Source organism: Streptococcus sp. S784/96/1 (assembly GCF_902729355.1).
Taxonomy (GTDB): Bacteria; Bacillota; Bacilli; order Lactobacillales; family Streptococcaceae; genus Streptococcus; species Streptococcus caledonicus.
The window spans coordinates 140,567-157,257 of record NZ_CACVCC010000001.1 but is presented as its reverse complement, the minus strand read 5'-3'; the positions used below and the strand labels follow the sequence as shown (position 1 = coordinate 157,257).

Annotated in this window: 7 protein-coding genes; 1 reads left to right on the top strand and 6 read right to left on the bottom strand. The window is 38.6% G+C overall.

Going from position 1 to position 16,691, the window contains the following annotated elements; all coding sequences use genetic code 11:
• The 3 genes from GZ996_RS00625 to GZ996_RS00615 all read right to left on the bottom strand — a co-directional run.
• A partial coding sequence (locus GZ996_RS00625; RefSeq protein ID WP_162011088.1) for a KxYKxGKxW signal peptide domain-containing protein occupies positions 1 to 4,711 on the bottom strand: 4,711 nt, incomplete at its 3' end.
• 228 nt (positions 4,712 to 4,939) lie between these two features.
• Positions 4,940 to 7,645: a calcium-translocating P-type ATPase, PMCA-type gene (locus GZ996_RS00620; protein ID WP_162011087.1), complete on the bottom strand. Its 2,706-nt coding sequence runs from the start codon at positions 7,643 to 7,645 to the stop codon at positions 4,940 to 4,942.
• Positions 7,646 to 8,339: 694 nt separating this feature from the next.
• Positions 8,340 to 11,591 (bottom strand): leucine-rich repeat domain-containing protein, encoded by a 3,252-nt coding sequence (locus GZ996_RS00615; protein WP_162011086.1) that lies wholly within the window; start codon positions 11,589 to 11,591, stop codon positions 8,340 to 8,342.
• Positions 11,592 to 12,162: 571 nt separating this feature from the next.
• Here GZ996_RS00615 and GZ996_RS00610 point away from each other — a divergent pair.
• On the top strand, positions 12,163 to 12,516 hold the full coding sequence (locus tag GZ996_RS00610; protein WP_156805762.1) for a DUF3397 domain-containing protein: 354 nt from the start codon (positions 12,163 to 12,165) through the stop codon (positions 12,514 to 12,516).
• Between the two features lie 54 nt (positions 12,517 to 12,570).
• Here GZ996_RS00610 and gloA2 read toward each other — a convergent pair whose 3' ends face one another.
• The 3 genes from gloA2 to GZ996_RS00595 form a co-directional block, all read right to left on the bottom strand.
• Positions 12,571 to 12,957 carry an SMU1112c/YaeR family gloxylase I-like metalloprotein gene (gloA2, locus tag GZ996_RS00605; RefSeq protein WP_161978978.1) on the bottom strand — a complete coding sequence of 129 codons (387 nt, stop codon included), beginning with the start codon at positions 12,955 to 12,957 and terminating at the stop codon, positions 12,571 to 12,573.
• Entirely contained in the window at positions 12,954 to 15,317 is a 2,364-nt protein-coding gene (locus GZ996_RS00600) for a DNA translocase FtsK (RefSeq protein ID WP_156805753.1), read from the bottom strand. Before GZ996_RS00600 ends, gloA2 begins: the two co-directional genes overlap by 4 nt.
• 109 nt (positions 15,318 to 15,426) lie before the next feature.
• Positions 15,427 to 16,608: a hypothetical protein gene (locus GZ996_RS00595; RefSeq protein WP_162011085.1), complete on the bottom strand. Its 1,182-nt coding sequence runs from the start codon at positions 16,606 to 16,608 to the stop codon at positions 15,427 to 15,429.
• Between the last annotated feature and the right edge of the window lie 83 nt (positions 16,609 to 16,691).

Below are 16,691 nucleotides of genomic sequence, written 5' to 3'. Positions count from 1 at the left end.
TAACTCGCAGCCCTCGCCCCACCATAGTAACTCGAATAACTGGTTGCGCTGGCTCCAATTTCGTTAATGGAATAACTGGTTGCGCTGGCTCCAATTTCGTTAACGGAATGACTGGTTGTGCTGGTTCCAATTTCGTTAATGGAATAACTGGTCTATATGTAACCTCTTTTAATTGATTATTAGGTTGGGCGTCACCTGCTTGATTTTCAAAAGTTACAGATTTCTCATCAGTATAATAATCAGCAACTACTGGTGAATCAATAATCGTTTGGTCAATATTTGGCTTATATGTTGATAGGTTGGTAACCAAATCTTTATCGACCGTCCAAGTGACAATTGTTTCTTTCGGTTGCTGATTTGGAACACCTTTATAAACGACACGATTAACCGTCTCAATTTGGCTGATTTCATGCTTATGTTTTAACGAAACTGTAATAACTTGACTAATATTATCTGTATCATCTATTTTATCAAAATAATACGAGCCAGCAGTTTTATCAGGTTTAACTTCTAAAATATCGTATTTATCTTTGTCAATAGATGAAAAATCTACCTCAAAAGCATTAGATGTGTTACCAGTAATAATTTTTTCTTCGACAACATCATTATTATTATCAATATCAATAAATTTAACCTTAGCCTTGGCGGCTTTTGGTAGGTATACGACATTGAATACTGTATCCAATTCGCCAAATTTAGGAGTGTCCTTAATAGCTTCTTCGAGACTCGATTTTCCATTGATAGTATAAGTATAGCCTAGTCGTTCTAATTTAATTTGGGATTGATTAAATAGGATTGGCTCATCTTCGTACCCCTCAACATAGTACCCCTGAGATGGCTGTTGCTTTTTATCCTGTAAATTAGATTCTGGGTCATTATCTGAAACAATGATAGCCCTACTCTGTTTAGCGTAAATAACCTTAATGTCGTTATCTCCACCTATAGATAGTGCAGATAAATCAATTTTTTCGGTATTACCAACATTATGTGGTGTCACCTCAATCACTTTATAGCCTTCTACCTTTGGATGAGAAACTTCTTCAAGATGGTAACGAACGCTACTTAACCATTTTTCCTTATCCCTTGTATAACCTTCTGGTAATTGTTCACCTTCAAAACCTGAGACTAATCCAGCACCCTCAACTTTTTTCCAAATAACCTTACCATTACTAATTGGTTCTCCTTTATCATCTAATCGAGGTTGTTCTTTAACTTCGATTCCTTTACCTGTACTAGCATCAACCGCATAATAAGCATAGGTTACTTCTGCATTATCACGTAAACCAGTCAGAATATTTTGCTTATGACCAAGATCTTTTTCAGTTGTATTAATAGCAGATTTTTCAAAAGTAAACTTGAAGTTTGGATCTTGCCTAGTTACTGTCACAAAGGAAACTTTACGTTCTTTTTCAGGACTTACTACATCTCCCTTCTTATTCACGTAATGAATGGTCTGTTTAACCGTTTTCATTTCTAACAATTTTGGCTCAGCAGGTATATAGAAAACTGTAGCAGATAGATGGTCCAGAGTGACTGTTTTCTCTCCAACTGTCTTTCCAATCCTATCGTATAAATTTTTAGAATTGCTTAGGACAATAAAGGCGTTGGTGAAATCATTGTTATCATTGATTCTACCGCGGTTACCTTCATGATTCAAAGGCTGTTGGTCTAGTTTACCACCATAATACCAGGAATTTGCCCCTCCTAATGTGAGACTTCCTTGATTTTCCGTAGCGGTATTATTATTAAAGACAACAAGATACCTATCTCCTTTTTCTCCACGTAATTCATAAGTAATAATTCCGGAATTTTCTTGGGCATTTGTAATAACCATTTTAGGTTTTCCAATTTGACCATTAACATCTCGATAATCCGTTAAGTGCATGAGAGGTTCTTGTGTTCTAAAGGCTACCAAAGCTTTGTAGAAGTTAACCATATCAGGGTTCTGTTCAACGAGTTTCCAATCAATTTTATTAAGTTCGTCACCTCCATTATAGGTATTATGTTCATGATTTTTAGTACGGGCGAATTCTTGCCCCATTTGTGAAAAGTGGATTCCTTGAGACAAGGCACTCATAGCTGTTGCCAATTGAACACGATTTTTCAGCTGAACCTCGCTATCTGCTTCGTTATATTTTTTCAACAAATCATACAAGGTTTTTCCATCATGAACCTCAACATAGTTCAATTGTTGAGAAGGGGTGGCATAATTCTGATCGAGCCCCCCCAGTAAGCTCTTTGTCACTTGATCTAAAAGTCTAGACTTATAATCTGATTGTCTATTAACAAATCCCTGTGCTCCACCATGCTCATTGTATTGAGAACCAGCAATTGCATCACGACCAGTTGAATCAAAGAAACCGTAAGTTGGTAATCTTTTAGCGTTTCCAATACTTGCCTTAACTTCATCACCATCACCCTTGAGATAATTTCCCATACTATCCCAACCTTCGCCATAGGTAACGATTTTAGGGTCAATTTTATTTAGAGCTGTGCGTACATCCGATAATGTTTTTGTATCAAGGTCACTCATAGCATCAAATCGGAAACCATCAATACCATATTCAGTCGCCCAGTACACAACAGAATTTACAATATACTGACGCATCATACGAGAATTTGAACGAACCGCATTTCCAACACCAACATCGTTATTCATAGCGCCATCGCCGTTGACAGCATAGTAATACCCCGGAACCGTCCATTCAAATGGGTTACGTTGACCATCAAAGAGATGATTATAAACAACGTCTAGGACGACATTGATTCCCGCATTATGAAGCCCTTGAACCATTTTTTTCAACTCTTCAATACGCACCTCTGGTTTACTTGGATCACTCGAATAAGAACCATCTGGTGCATTATAATTTTTAGGATCATAGCCCCAGTTTTGTTGATTGTTATGAACACCATCCTTTTCTTTTTCAGCTAATTTAGTATTATCCTCTTCGCTCGGAAGTAATTCTGGGACCGATTGAAAGTCATTGACAGGCATGATTTGGACATATTTGACACCCGTATATTTAAGGTAATTTAAACCAGTTAATTTACCCTTATCTGTTTTCGTATCCTCAATAACTCCTAGGAAATTCCCTCTATTTTTTACGGACACACCTGATTTTTCATCGATTGAAAAATCACGCACATCCATTTCCATCACACTTAATTCTGATAAAGAAGAAACTCGCTTAGCATTACTTTGTGTGACTTTACCATATTTACTTGGATTTAAAATAACTGAACGAGATCCATTTTGTGTCAAAGCGACTGAATAAGGATCTTGAGTTTGAACTTTTTGATAAACTTGTTCTTGAGGAATAATTTCACTATTTAAATCACTTTGATCTTTATGCACTACAGCATCACTGGCATAAAAGGAAGCAACCTCTTCCCACTTAGCTTCACGCTCTCCAAGAATAGCGTCTTTTACTCCATTTAGGACTTTTCCTGTTTTTGAATTACGGTAGATATAATAATCGTGTACCCAAGTATTATCATTTACTTTTTTCTTCTTATCTTCAGCCTGAATAAAATACGCATTTGGAATTTCTAATTCATAATCATAGGATAGCTTTTCAGCTGTTGATAGACCATGTTTCTTTAAAATTTCTTGAGTTAAATCAGCTGTCCAAACACCTACTGTATTTTTTTGATAATTATCCTGATTACTTACTGTCCCACGCTTCATATCAATTTGGAAGATGCGTTCAGAATTATATCCAGCTTCCGTTTTATAAATGTTCACTTTAACTGATTTAGCTGTAGGTGCCCAAAGGTTGAGACGAGCTTCGCCAGTCTCTTCATTCAGTGTCGCTCCCAATCGTCCAAGAGAACCAACTGTTTTAAAATTATCTGGTTCGCTGGTATCAACAACCTTATCTTCATAGGCAAACATCTTATCAAAATTCTCTTCTTGCGCAGAGGTTTGTGTATACCAGCTCTTCTTACCAGAATTAGTAGATTTATCTTTTCCAATGTACACATGAGTCGGTGCAAACTCATTAACTGTGGCTACCATGTTACCTGTTTGTTTAACTGCACCATTATTCCATCCCTGACCTTTGGTAATAATATAATTGAGATAAGTTTTTTCAGGCTTAACATTCAGAGTTATTTCATGCTTGCCATTGTTATTAGTCAATTCATTAAACTTGTCATCTTGTTCAGCAATCCCAGTTCCCCAAACCCAAGCATAATACTTAGCATTATTATCATCCGTTTCAAAATGGATTGTCACTGGCTTCTTTTCGCTAAATTGCTCAATCTTAAATTCCTTTGTCTCTTCAACAGGTTCAGAAGTTGAAGCCGATCGAACACTTCTTGGAGCAGGTGTTGATTTATCCTCCGACGAAGGTGTTAGACTCGCTGCCACTGGGGTTCCTTCTGATGACATTGGTACAGCAGCTGTTTCTGAAGCTGGATCGTTTGAAACTGTAGCAATTGTTTCGGTTTTAGGCGTTACAGCCTCCACATCACTTTCAGGTCCAGTAGAGGGAGTTCCTCCTATGTTTCCATTCTCACCTGTGGATGAATTTGAATTAACGACTGCTGAAGAAACTGTATTTGTTTCACTACTGGCAGAAACCGTTTGCGTTTCAATTATAAAACTTGTAGCAGTAATAATAGTAGCACCAAATAACCATTTCTTGCCTGATTTCCACATCCTAAAACCATTTATTTTTTTATCTAAAAATTTATTATTCTTTGACATAAGTGTCTCCAATCTCAAAATTACACAACCATTATGCAAGCGTTTTCTCTATTTGTCAAGAGATTTTATAACAATAAAACATTTTCACTTGTTTCCGTTTATTTTTCAACAATTAACAATAGTTTACCGAAATTTCTCTGAAAAATGTTGATTTATAAAACCGACAAAAAGCCTCGATAACATCGAGACTTTTGTAATGGATATTATCTAGTAGGTGACAACCTGATACTAGATAGCATTTTTATCTTGTCCAAGAGCACGCTGAACAGCTTTTACCAATTCAACAATGACAAAGGCAAGGAAACTTCCGATAAGAACAACTAACCATTGACTCAAATCAAGGTGAGACACATGGAAGATTTTCTCTAGGAACGGTATTGTTAGGGTCGCTACGAGAAGTAAGAGAGAACCAACAATCGCCCAGTTAAACATCCTGTTTTTAAATGGCCCAACGGTAAAGACAGATTGGTAAACAGACTTAACGTTGAAGGCATGTACCAATTGGATGAGACCAAGTGTTGCATAGGCCATAGTAAGGGCATCTGCGTGGATGGCATGATAGTCACCAACGTGAACTGGGTTTGCGATGGCATATCCATACACGCCAAGTACCAAAGCACCTTGCATCAATCCTTGGTAAGCGACGGCACCAAGCACACCACCTGAGAAGAAGCTTGAGTTACGTCCACGAGGTTTGTGTTTCATCACACCTGGTTCAGCAGGCTCCATACCAAGAGCGATAGCTGGAAGGGTATCTGTTACCAAGTTAATCCAAAGAAGATGAACTGGCTCCAAAACATCCCAACCAAATAGGGTTGCAAGGAAGATGGTCAATACTTCAGCGATGTTAGCTGAAAGCAAATATTGAACTGTTTTTTGGATGTTTGAGAAGACTTTACGTCCTTCTTCAACCGCAACGATAATTGTTGCAAAGTTATCGTCAGCAAGGACCATGTCAGAAGCCCCTTTAGATACTTCTGTACCAGTGATCCCCATACCGATACCAATATCAGCAGTTTTAAGAGATGGCGCATCGTTCACACCGTCACCAGTCATGGCCACGACTTTACCTTCATTTTGCCATGCTTTTACGATACGAACCTTGTGCTCTGGAGACACACGCGCATACACTGAATACTGTTTGAAAACTTTTTGGAATTCTTCATCTGACAATTCATTCAACTCTGCACCAGTAAATACATGGTCTTCTGTATCATTTGGATCAATGATTCCAAGACGTTTAGCAATCGCTTCCGCAGTGTCTTGGTGGTCACCTGTGATCATGATTGGACGGATACCAGCTTCTTTGGCAACGGTAACGGCTTGCGCAGCTTCTGGACGTTCTGGGTCAATCATACCGACCAAACCAGCAAAGACAAGGCCATTTTCAACAACTTCTGTTTCAAGTGTTGGAATGGTTGACTCGTATTTATAAGCCATCATCAACACACGAAGTGCTTCTTTAGCAAGTGATTTATTTGTTGCAAGAATAGCTTCTTTATCAGCAGCGGTGATTGGACGAACTGTGCCATTGTCTTCAATTTGAGTCACACGTTTCAATAACTGGTCTGGAGCACCTTTAACAGCAACAAGGTATTTGTCATCAGCCAATTTATGAATCGTTGACATCAATTTACGATCTGAATCAAATGGTAATTCTGCCACACGTGGCTCAGCTTTCAGCATATCACGCACATCAAAAGCATGGTCAAAACCAAATTGAACAAGCGCAGTCTCTGTTGGGTCACCAATTAGCTTGCCATTTTGGTCAACTTTGGTATCGTTGGCAAAGTTCATAACGCGAAGCGTCATATTATCATCCGATATATCATCTGCCGCTTCAAAGACTTGACCGTTGTAGTACACTTTTTCAACTGTCATTTGGTTCATCGTCAACGTACCAGTCTTGTCAGATGCGATAATTTCTGTTGAACCAAGCGTTTCAACGGCTGGTAATTGACGAATGATGGAGTTTCGTTTCGCAAGAACTTGAGTTCCCATTGAAAGAACAATGGTAACTACGGCTGGGAGTCCTTCAGGAATCGCTGCTACTGCAAGAGCTACCGCAGTCATAAGGTTTTCAAGTGCCGCTTCTCCTAAAGTAAGACCTGGGTCACGACGGAACATACCCACCACGAAAGTAATCGCTGCAATTACAAGAACAGCATAGGTCAATACTTTAGACAAGTGGTGCAAGTTTTGTTTGAGCGGTGTATCCGTCTCTTCAGCATTAGCAAGCATGCTAGCAATATGACCAACCTCTGTGTACATACCGGTGTTTGTAACAACACCAATACCTCGTCCGTAAGTAACGTTTGAGTTTTGATAACCCATGTTGACACGATCACCGAGACCTGCATCTTCAGCAAGTGTCACATCTAAGTTTTTCTCAACTGGCACAGATTCACCTGTAAGAGCAGCTTCTTCAATTTTAAGCGAAGCAGCATCTAACAAACGCATATCAGCTGGTACCACATCACCCGCTTCAAGCATGACAATATCACCAGGCACTAAATCTTTTGAATTAACCTCTGTGACATGACCATCACGACGAACACGCGCTACCGGACTAGACATTGACTTAAGCGCATCAATCGCGGCTTCTGCTTGTCCTTCTTGGTAAACCCCAAAAGCAGCATTTAGGACTACTACGAGCAAGATGATAATGGCATCTGTTAAACCGTGCATTCCTTCTGTCACAACAGATAAAGCTGCCGCACCAAGAAGAATAAGAATCATCAAATCCTTGAATTGATCCAAGAATTTTTGCCAGATGGTGCGTTTTTCGCCCTCATCAAGTTCATTGTGGCCATAAGTAGCCAAACGTTTTGCTGCTTCGTCGCTTGTCAAACCTTTTTTAGTAGTTTGCAAAGCTTCCAGAACAGCTTCTTCTGTCTGCGTGTAATACGCCTGACGGTTTTGTTCCTTAGACATTGTGTCTCCTCCTTTGGTCTTTTCAAAATAAAAAGACCTGTTTTACTCCAAACAAGTCTCGCGGTTTAAGATTATGCCGGAAATTGCTTTCGTAATGACGACATAATCACGGGGAAACCCGTCTGCTACTCCCTTGATACTTTTCTATTATACCAAAAGACATAAAAAAAACAAGATTTTAATGTTTTTTCAACAGAGGATCACATCTTTACTGGTATCTCAACCTTCTCTTTTTGTATAGTAATTACAGATTGACGCAGTAGTTGATTAGCGGTCTGCAACTTTAAGGGTCCACCTAGGACTATTTTAGTACCACGCAACCGTTAGCGGCCATCCTATACGAATGTGATGAACGTCGTTCATCTTATTTCCAACCTCCAAAGGTCTTCCAGACCTTAACGATTGAGACGAACTTCGTTCGCCTTATTCCCCACCTCAAAAGGTTCCCCAAACCTTTTGAGCTATACGGAGGTGGTGAAAGTGTCCAGTGGACAGTTTCAGCCTGAGCTTAGAAATCAGAGAGCGAGGGGAAGTCAAGACTTCGAAATCATGACTTCTTATACGAAGACTTCAAAAAGCCCTCACTGAGAGTATAGCACTTAGCGAGGGCTCTGCCTATTGGTTGTCATTGTTTTGTGGGTGTGGGCTCCGCCATCGTGCTGGTTTATCCCACTCTCTTAATATTTTTGACAATTTATTTTATGTGCCGTTGTCTCCAAAGAGTGATCATTTTTTCAAGGACTGAACTTATCATTATTAGGAAAGTGCCTAGCAATAACCAATAGTGGGAAACAATTTCACCCGTTTTGGGTAATGTTTTTTCTGATTGGTTACTTTGAGATACTGCATTTCTTGATGACATGCCTGCTTCAATAGCACCTACTGACGAAAATTCTTGTTTTTTAGGAGTTGATAGTTGCTTCTTTGAATCATCTTTTCTTCCTGCATCATCTTGACTATTACTTCCTTGCCATTCTTTAGCAGCGTCTTTCACAGTTTCAAATATGGCTTGGCGGTGATAGACTGCTTTTGGTACTGTTCGGATTTGTACGATTTCAGTTAATGCTTTTGTCCGAATATCGTCAACCGTAAGACCTTCATAATCAGGTAAACTTTCTAGTGCCAAGACATGATACCCTTCATTATCTTCATCAACATTGACAACTGGATTACCATATGAATCTAACTGCCCTTGACCGATGCTAGTACTGCGGTCCAAGATATAGATAATAGTTCCCTTAGCATCTAAATAGACATTTAATCCAATATAGTATTCAGGCAATGGAAGCGGACTCTTAAATCGGTAGACACCTTGAACGAGACTTGCGTTGGCCAAAATCCCCTTACCATTTACTAATCCTGTTAAGAGGAACAGTTCTTTCTCTAATCGTGATACTTGTTCTAATGATAAGGCACTATTGTTATAAGAACGTAGGGCATAAGCATATTTTTCTTGCAATAATGACACATTAGGAGACATAACAAAACCATTTATGGCAGCTTCTGCTTCTTTCATTCGACGATCTAATGCTAAGCGTCCCATGAAAAAGCGACTGTTCTGGATGTATTGCCATTGTTCTCCTTGACGTAACTCTTTTTTCGTCAGCAAATCGTCACCTTGACGTATGATATCTTTAAATTGCTGTTGGGTAGAGGCGCGTAAGGTTAACAAATCAATACCTCTCAACTCTGCTACCAAGTCAGATAAAGTATCACGGTTGGTCGCCATTCTATCTGGATTGATGACATGACCTTCCCCATCTGGTAGGTGACTTTCGATATCGCCTACTATATGAATGTTCACTCGCTTCCCATCGACACCGTTTTGAGTAAAAGCATTGAAGGCAATTCGTTCAACTGTTTCAGGTAATTGCAATTTGCTCAGTTGGTTGGCATGAAAAGCTTCTTCTTTGATGTCTCGTAAATGAGTTGGTAATATCACTTCTTCTAAGCGATTATCCGCAAAAACTTGAACGGATAAGGTCTGTATTTTGTCTAAATGATTCATATCAATCTTTGTCAAAGCATTAGATAAGAATGACATCTCTCCTATTTCCTCTACACGATTACCTAAGAAGAGTAATGCCTGCGCCCCATTTTGACGAAAAGCAGAGCGACCAATCTGTTTAACAGCCGGTGGAATCACAATTGCTGATACATGATTGATATGGAAAGCCGCATCACCAATACTTTGTAGCGAATCTGGCATATCTAAAATCGAGATACGATTATTCATGAAAGCCCCTGCACCGATTGACACTACACTTTCTCCCAAGGCCAGTGACTCAATCCGGTTCGACTGAAAGGCAAACTCTCCGATTTTTTGAATACTATTTGGTAAAACAACTTCTTCCAAATCGTATTTTCGAAGACTTTGCTGGTCAAAATCAACGTTACGAAAAGCATTTGCAGCGATTTCAGTCACCATTTGATTACCATAGCGATTTGGAATTTCCAATTTTTTTAAATGTTTCACTTTTTGTTTTCCTTGCTCTGAAAAACCAAGGATGACTGAACCTTGAAACTGGAAATCTTCTACTTGCCAACGACTATAATCAAGTTGTCCAGCTGGAGTCTGAAGGTGCTTACCTGGATTGACATAAGCGGCTTCTGTTTTGAGCTTATTAGGGTTCTTACCATCACTTGTTAGTAACACCACGTGATTGCCGTAGCGATTATCTCCAGGATTTCCTGTAAATGCTTCTTGTCCAATGGTTTCCAGATTATTTGGAAGAACAACCTGTGTCAGATCATTATCCTGAAAAGCAGCTTCGCCAATCACTTTGAGCGATGTTCCTTTAAACGCCAGTTCTTGTAACCGATTCGATTTGAAAGAACGCTCCCCCAGATAAGTCAACTGATTAGGCAATACCAACTCACCAGATAAACGATTATCAAAGAATGCCATGTCTCCAATATGTATCACTCCTGATGGTAGTTCAATGCTGCGCAATGCCATGTGAGCAAAGGCATAATCTGAAATATGTTTTAAGCTTTTTGGCAACATAACTTCCCTAACATTCTTATGATCTGCAAAAGCATCCGCACCAATATGGGTATACCCTTCTGGAATAGTAATTTTCGTTAGGATATAGGCATTGATGGATTCCCCCTCCGTGAAAATGTCATTCCCATCAGCATCGAACTGATCTATTTTCCCATGTTCGCCAATACGGCTAGTATAATCTGCAATGACTGTTTTTTTATCTGGGGCAAAGGCAAAACTAGCTACACGCTTTAGGGCTGTACCATCTGTTCCATATTGAGGTAATACCAAGTGGTCAGTATGACTAAGTTTTTTAGCTCCCTCTGCCGAAAGACCAACAAGACAATCTCCATGCGTAATGAAATCACCGTTCTTCCAAATCGAAATCGAATCAACTGGTGTTTTCTTCTCTGATGAAGGAGTTGTGTCCCTTTCTACAGCGGTTTTCTTTCCCACTTTATGATCAGTTAAGAAATCTTTTGCCTCTTCTGATACCCCTTGATGCGATCTGCTAGGAACCTCTGGTTCCTTCTCCTCAAACCAGTCATCCTCAGTTGTCGAATTAGGTTCCACTGTTTGCGACAATTCTTTTTTAGACTCTGGCACCACATCTGCAACTAAATCAACTACCTCAGCAGAAATCTCTCTTTTATCAGTTCGATTTTGTTTCGGCGTCACACGAGTGTCTCCTTCCTCTGAAGGTCCTGGTAATGGCTCTGTATTTTGAGGTTTAGATGACTCATCACCAAATAAATCGTCGACTTCTTCAGCTACCTCACTATTTTCCAAGGTCGTTTTAGATGTCGTTCTTGAATCATCTCTATCATCGAACCAATCACTATCAGTATCAACCAGTTGATTTGAGGCTGTAGCCTCTTTTTCCAGGCCAGATACCTCTTCAGCTGCTATACCGGTAGCCATCATTGCAATTACTGCCAATGCCACGGATTGTTTTTTCATGTTATATCCTTTCATTTATTGTGATACTATTGATTAATCTTTAATTTAACTAGCAATTAATTGCCAAATGTTGAAGCTTCATTTTAAAACCTATAATACCACATCAGAAATTTATAATCAATAATAATTTAGGTTTAACTATTTTATATATTAGGCAAACCTATCTTTTTTAAATTTTAACAATCCAAATTTTCTAAAAAAGTCAATATCAGTTTCGCAAAAAAGAGTGTACCAAATCTTCTTCTGCCAACTGTGGATTGAAAAAATATTCCAGCCTATTAATTATAGCAGTAAGCCTTTGAACCAGTGATTGAACTCTTTTTTATTTTTAATTACTCACCTTAAACCATTCCTAGATTTACCTCGCTCTATTGTTTTTAAGTGCAAACCTAAAATCATTTTAATGCCATACAATCATTATCAAGCACTTTATTTCTGCCATCAGAAGGGGACTAATCAATTTTTAATCGTTAAATTGATAGTCCTAACACTATTCTATTAGAATGTGAGGTCAAATTCTCAGTTTTTCATTTACAAGTCCTAAAAATAGGGTTAGAATAATAATATGAATATGATGTTTTATAAAATTTTAGCTGCTGCCTTTCTTTTTTTAACACCACTCTTTGGACTGGCTTTGGTCAAACTCTTTGGTTTGGAACGGTTTAAAATTAATTTTGCTGATTTAGCTTTACCAGTTCTTATGTTTGAAATTGTCATGGTATCTCAAAAGTTTTTCGTCCATTCTTATCTTCCACACTATCTAATTGTTTTAGCCCTCGTTGCTATTGGAGTAGTTTATTGGCTGTTTCGAAAGGATGGGGAACATTTTTCTTACCGTCGCTTTTTTAAATTTTTCTGGAGATTGAGCTTTATTTTTAGTTTCTTCTTTTATTTAGCGGTAGTTATTGCTGTATTTGTTTTTTAAAAAAAGTCTGCCCAGAATTACTTCTGGACAGACGTTTTTTATTTTTAGCGAATACTATTCATGAATTTCCAATGGTAGTCCATCTGGATCAAAGAAGAAAGCCATTTTCTTCCCATCAAAATCATCGTAGCGCAAGGTTTCATGTGGGATACCAAGTCGATCAAATTCTGATAAACAAACCTCGACATCTTCAACTTTAAAAGCTAAATGTCGTAATCCAGTATGTTCTGGATTGGGCATAGCAGGGCGTTTGGGTGCATCTGGTTTGATAAAGATTTCTAAGGTCAACTGACCTTTTTTCACATTGAAAAGAATGTCATTTTTTTCAGGACGAATATGTTCATCCAATTGTTCAAATCCCAAATAGTCGACGTAAAATTGTCGTGTTTTTTCATAGTTACTTCCAATAATCGCAACATGGTGGACAATATCTAATGTCATTGTTCTAAGACCTTTCTTGGTTTCGTTCCTTCTGCTGGTCCGATAACGCCTGCTTCTTCTAATTCTTCCATGAGACGAGTGGCACGGTTAAAACCAACTTGCAAACGTCGTTGTAACATTGAAGCACTCGCTTTTTGTGTTTCAATGACCATAGCTTTTGCTTCTGCAAAGAGAGGGTCTCCTTCAGAAGCTCCGCTTTCTCCATCAAAACCACCGTCAGCTTCTGATACTTCTCCAGGATCAAATGATTCATCGTAGTCAGCCTCTGCTTGATTTTTGACAAAGTTGACAATACGCTCAACATCATCATCTGAAATAAAAGATCCCTGTAAACGAATCGGTGCAGACTCACCGATAGGATGAAAGAGCATGTCTCCTCTACCAAGGAGTTTTTCTGCCCCATTTTCACCCAAAATGGTACGTGAATCTGTTCCTGATGCTACGGCAAATGCAACACGCGATGGCACATTAGCCTTGATTAAACCGCTGATAACATCCACGGATGGACGCTGAGTTGCCAAAATCATATGAATACCTGCCGCACGCGCCTTTTGTCCTAGTCGGATAATAGCATCTTCGACTTCTTTGCTAGCAACCATCATCAAGTCCGCCAACTCATCGACGATCACCACAATTAGTGGTAGTGGCACCTGTTTTTCTTGAGAAGTCGCGCTATGTTCAGCTACTTTAGCATTATAGCCCGCAATATTACGAACACCGATATGACTAAATAACTCATAGCGGTTTTCCATTTCTTGAACAACTTTCTGCAAGGCCTTACTTGCCTTACGTGGGTTGGTTACAACGGGAATTAAGAGATGGGGAATGTCATTATAGACAGACAGTTCAACCATCTTAGGATCAATCATCATAAACTTGACTTCATCAGGTCTGGCTTTCATGAGAATTGATGAGATAATGCCATTAACGGCAACTGATTTACCAGAACCAGTCGAACCTGCCACCAAAAGGTGGGGCATTTTCGCAAGGTCAAAAGATTTAGCTGTGCCATTAACTGCTTTTCCAAGTGGAATTTCTAAGAGATTTTCAGGTTTGGTATCTGATTGTTCCCATAATTCACGGAAAGAAACAGTGGCAATTTCTGAGTTAGGCACTTCAATACCTACTAAGGACTTACCTGGAATCGGTGCCTCAATACGCACATCCTTAGCTGCAAGAGCTAGCGCCAAATCATCAGCTAGATTAGAAATACGATTAACACGGACACCGACTGCTGGTTTTAATTCATAGCGAGTAACAGACGGTCCAATTTCTGCTCGTTCAACCTTGACTTCAATCCCAAAACTTCTAAAGGTCTCTTCTAGAGTTTTGATATTCTGACGCACAATGTATTTTTCTTTTGATTGATTTTTTGGCTTATCAGGTGCAAAAAGGTCAATGGAAGGTAATTTATAAAGAAGGATAGCTTTTTTCGGTGAGAAATCAACCGTAACAGGATCGTCATCATCTTCTTTAGTAGGTGAAGGCAACGGCTCTTGAGGCTGAACCTCTAATAAGCTATCAACATCATAAACCTCATCATCAAGTTGGTAGCCGACAATTTCTGGTTCAAAATCATTTTCGACCTCCACTTGATTTACGGGAACGTTCTCTGTCTCAAAAATCTCTCCCGTCTCTTCATCATAGGCTAATTCTGCCAGACTAGCTTCTTCTTCCAGTCTAGCTTGTTCTTGAGCGGCTGCCTCTTGCTGCAATCGTTTTTCTTCTTGACGGATAAAACGCTCTTGACGTCTTAACTCAGCCTTGCTCTGCCATTTATCAAAAGCTTGCGCAGAAAATTGAGACAAATCATGGACATCCCAAGGACTCATTAAAAATAAACCTAATAGAATAAACAAGGTCCCAATCATAAAGGTACCTATATTTGTGACAAGAAAAGACACTGGAGCATATAGGATAGCGCCCAGCATACCACCACCAACAAAGTTTTTGACTTCAAAGGATGATAAATCTCTAACGAGTAGCGCGATTGTAGTTTTAAAAATATCCTTTCCCGCAAAAGCTTTCATGGTGAATAACCAAGCATGCCACTCCATCAGAAGACCAATCATTAAAATAACAAAGCCACTAACTAATCCTTCAACCTTGCGGAAAAATTTAAAGCCAGTCAAATAAATCATGGTACAAAAAAGAACGAGATAGGCTAAACTTCCTACTAAGAATCGAGCTATATTATAGAGTGTTACACCAAAAATACCAATTCGAAAGACAGCAAAAATCGAAAAAAGGACAACAATAACAGCTGTAATCAACCGTTGAGTCGCCTGACTTTTTTCATAATCTGCCTTAGTCTGACGCTTGGTAGAACGTTTTGTAGAATTTTTTCGAGTATTTGACATATCATTATTATATCACGTTTTTCTCGTTTTGAGGAATAAGACTCATTGATCATTATTTACCAAAAAAGAGACGAGCTCTCTAAAAGAAGTCGCTCATCTCTTATATCCATTATTCAGAATACTTATAGGTTAAAAAATATTCCCCATTTTTCTCTGTGAAAGTAAGGTTAACATCAGATAATTTTCCTGCATCAGCTGACCAATCAGTGTAATAAAGATTAAGCTCTCTGGTAAAACCATCACCATAATTTGACAATATGTATTCTGCAAATGTGGGTTTCCCATATTTTGAATTGATATCTTTCCATGAGCTCCCCAATTCTGGACGACTATAATCCCCTTCTATCAGTTTATCAAAATCTTCTTTTGTCCAAGTAGATTTATAGGCTTTCTCAGCTACTATTTCAATATCTTTCGCTTCAGTTGCCATATAGCCATGGTTTAGCACCCAATCTCCTAATTCATTTCGCACAAAAGATAGGTCAACATATTTGCTGTGAGTTTCATCACTATAAACGAGAGTTAAATAATCATCTGAATAGGTAGCCTCATTAGCTTTTCCATATTTGTCAACAACCTCCTCTACTGTGATAATTGAAGTGATTGTATCTGGTTCAAAATCTAAGGATTTAAATTTTTCCTCTGTCCAATGAAAGGGCGCTTCTGAATCAACATAAAGAGTACCATCAAATGTTCCTTCAAAAATATCCTCCTCGCTATAGTCCCAATCTGCATCAAAACTGCTCTGAGCAATACTTTCAAACCTCTCTAAAGTGGCATGATAAAGCCCAACACTAGTCGCGATAACTAGAGCTCCTATGGCTAATGGCAAAGCAATCACTGATAGGATTTTCTTTTTCTTCTTAAAATTAACCGCTAAGCTCACAATTCCTAATGTTAGTGAAGCAAGAGATAAGATTAAAAGTAACAAAGGTGACTTAACCACTAGACTCAAAAGAATCGTCAGGCCAGATATAACAAATGACACAATAGGTAAAGCAATGATTTCCTTGCTAGGTTCTAGAATAACTTTTTCAGCTGATTTATGACTAGAAGATGTATTACCAGATTTCTCAATATCCTCTAAAAAAGGAACAGAAATCGCTTCGTCATCATCAGGTGTTACCATTTTATCTGCGACAGCACTTTCTTCAAAAATCTTACCTTCAGAAATCGGTAAAATAGCTTTTGGGTTAAAAAGACTCTTCTCAGCTGCTAAAATCTCTATCTCTGTTGGCATACGGCCAACGACTACTTCAAACAACTGACACCATTCTTCTCTTGTTTTCATATCATTCTCCTTAATAACTTTTTTCTATTATAACATATCAAATACTCTCACTTATCATTTTAAGCTAATAAGATCACTTTTAT

Bases quoted from the DNA above. Each gene is read 5' to 3' on its own strand.
- GZ996_RS00620 (WP_162011087.1), bottom strand. From the start codon at position 7,645: ATGTCTAAGGAACAAAACCGTCAGGCGTATTACACGCAGACAGAAGAA.
- GZ996_RS00615 (WP_162011086.1), bottom strand. From the start codon at position 11,591: ATGAAAAAACAATCCGTGGCATTGGCAGTAATTGCAATGATGGCTACC.
- GZ996_RS00610 (WP_156805762.1), top strand. From the start codon at position 12,163: ATGATGTTTTATAAAATTTTAGCTGCTGCCTTTCTTTTTTTAACACCA.
- gloA2 (WP_161978978.1), bottom strand. From the start codon at position 12,957: ATGACATTAGATATTGTCCACCATGTTGCGATTATTGGAAGTAACTAT.
- GZ996_RS00600 (WP_156805753.1), bottom strand. From the start codon at position 15,317: ATGTCAAATACTCGAAAAAATTCTACAAAACGTTCTACCAAGCGTCAG.
- GZ996_RS00595 (WP_162011085.1), bottom strand. From the start codon at position 16,608: ATGAAAACAAGAGAAGAATGGTGTCAGTTGTTTGAAGTAGTCGTTGGC.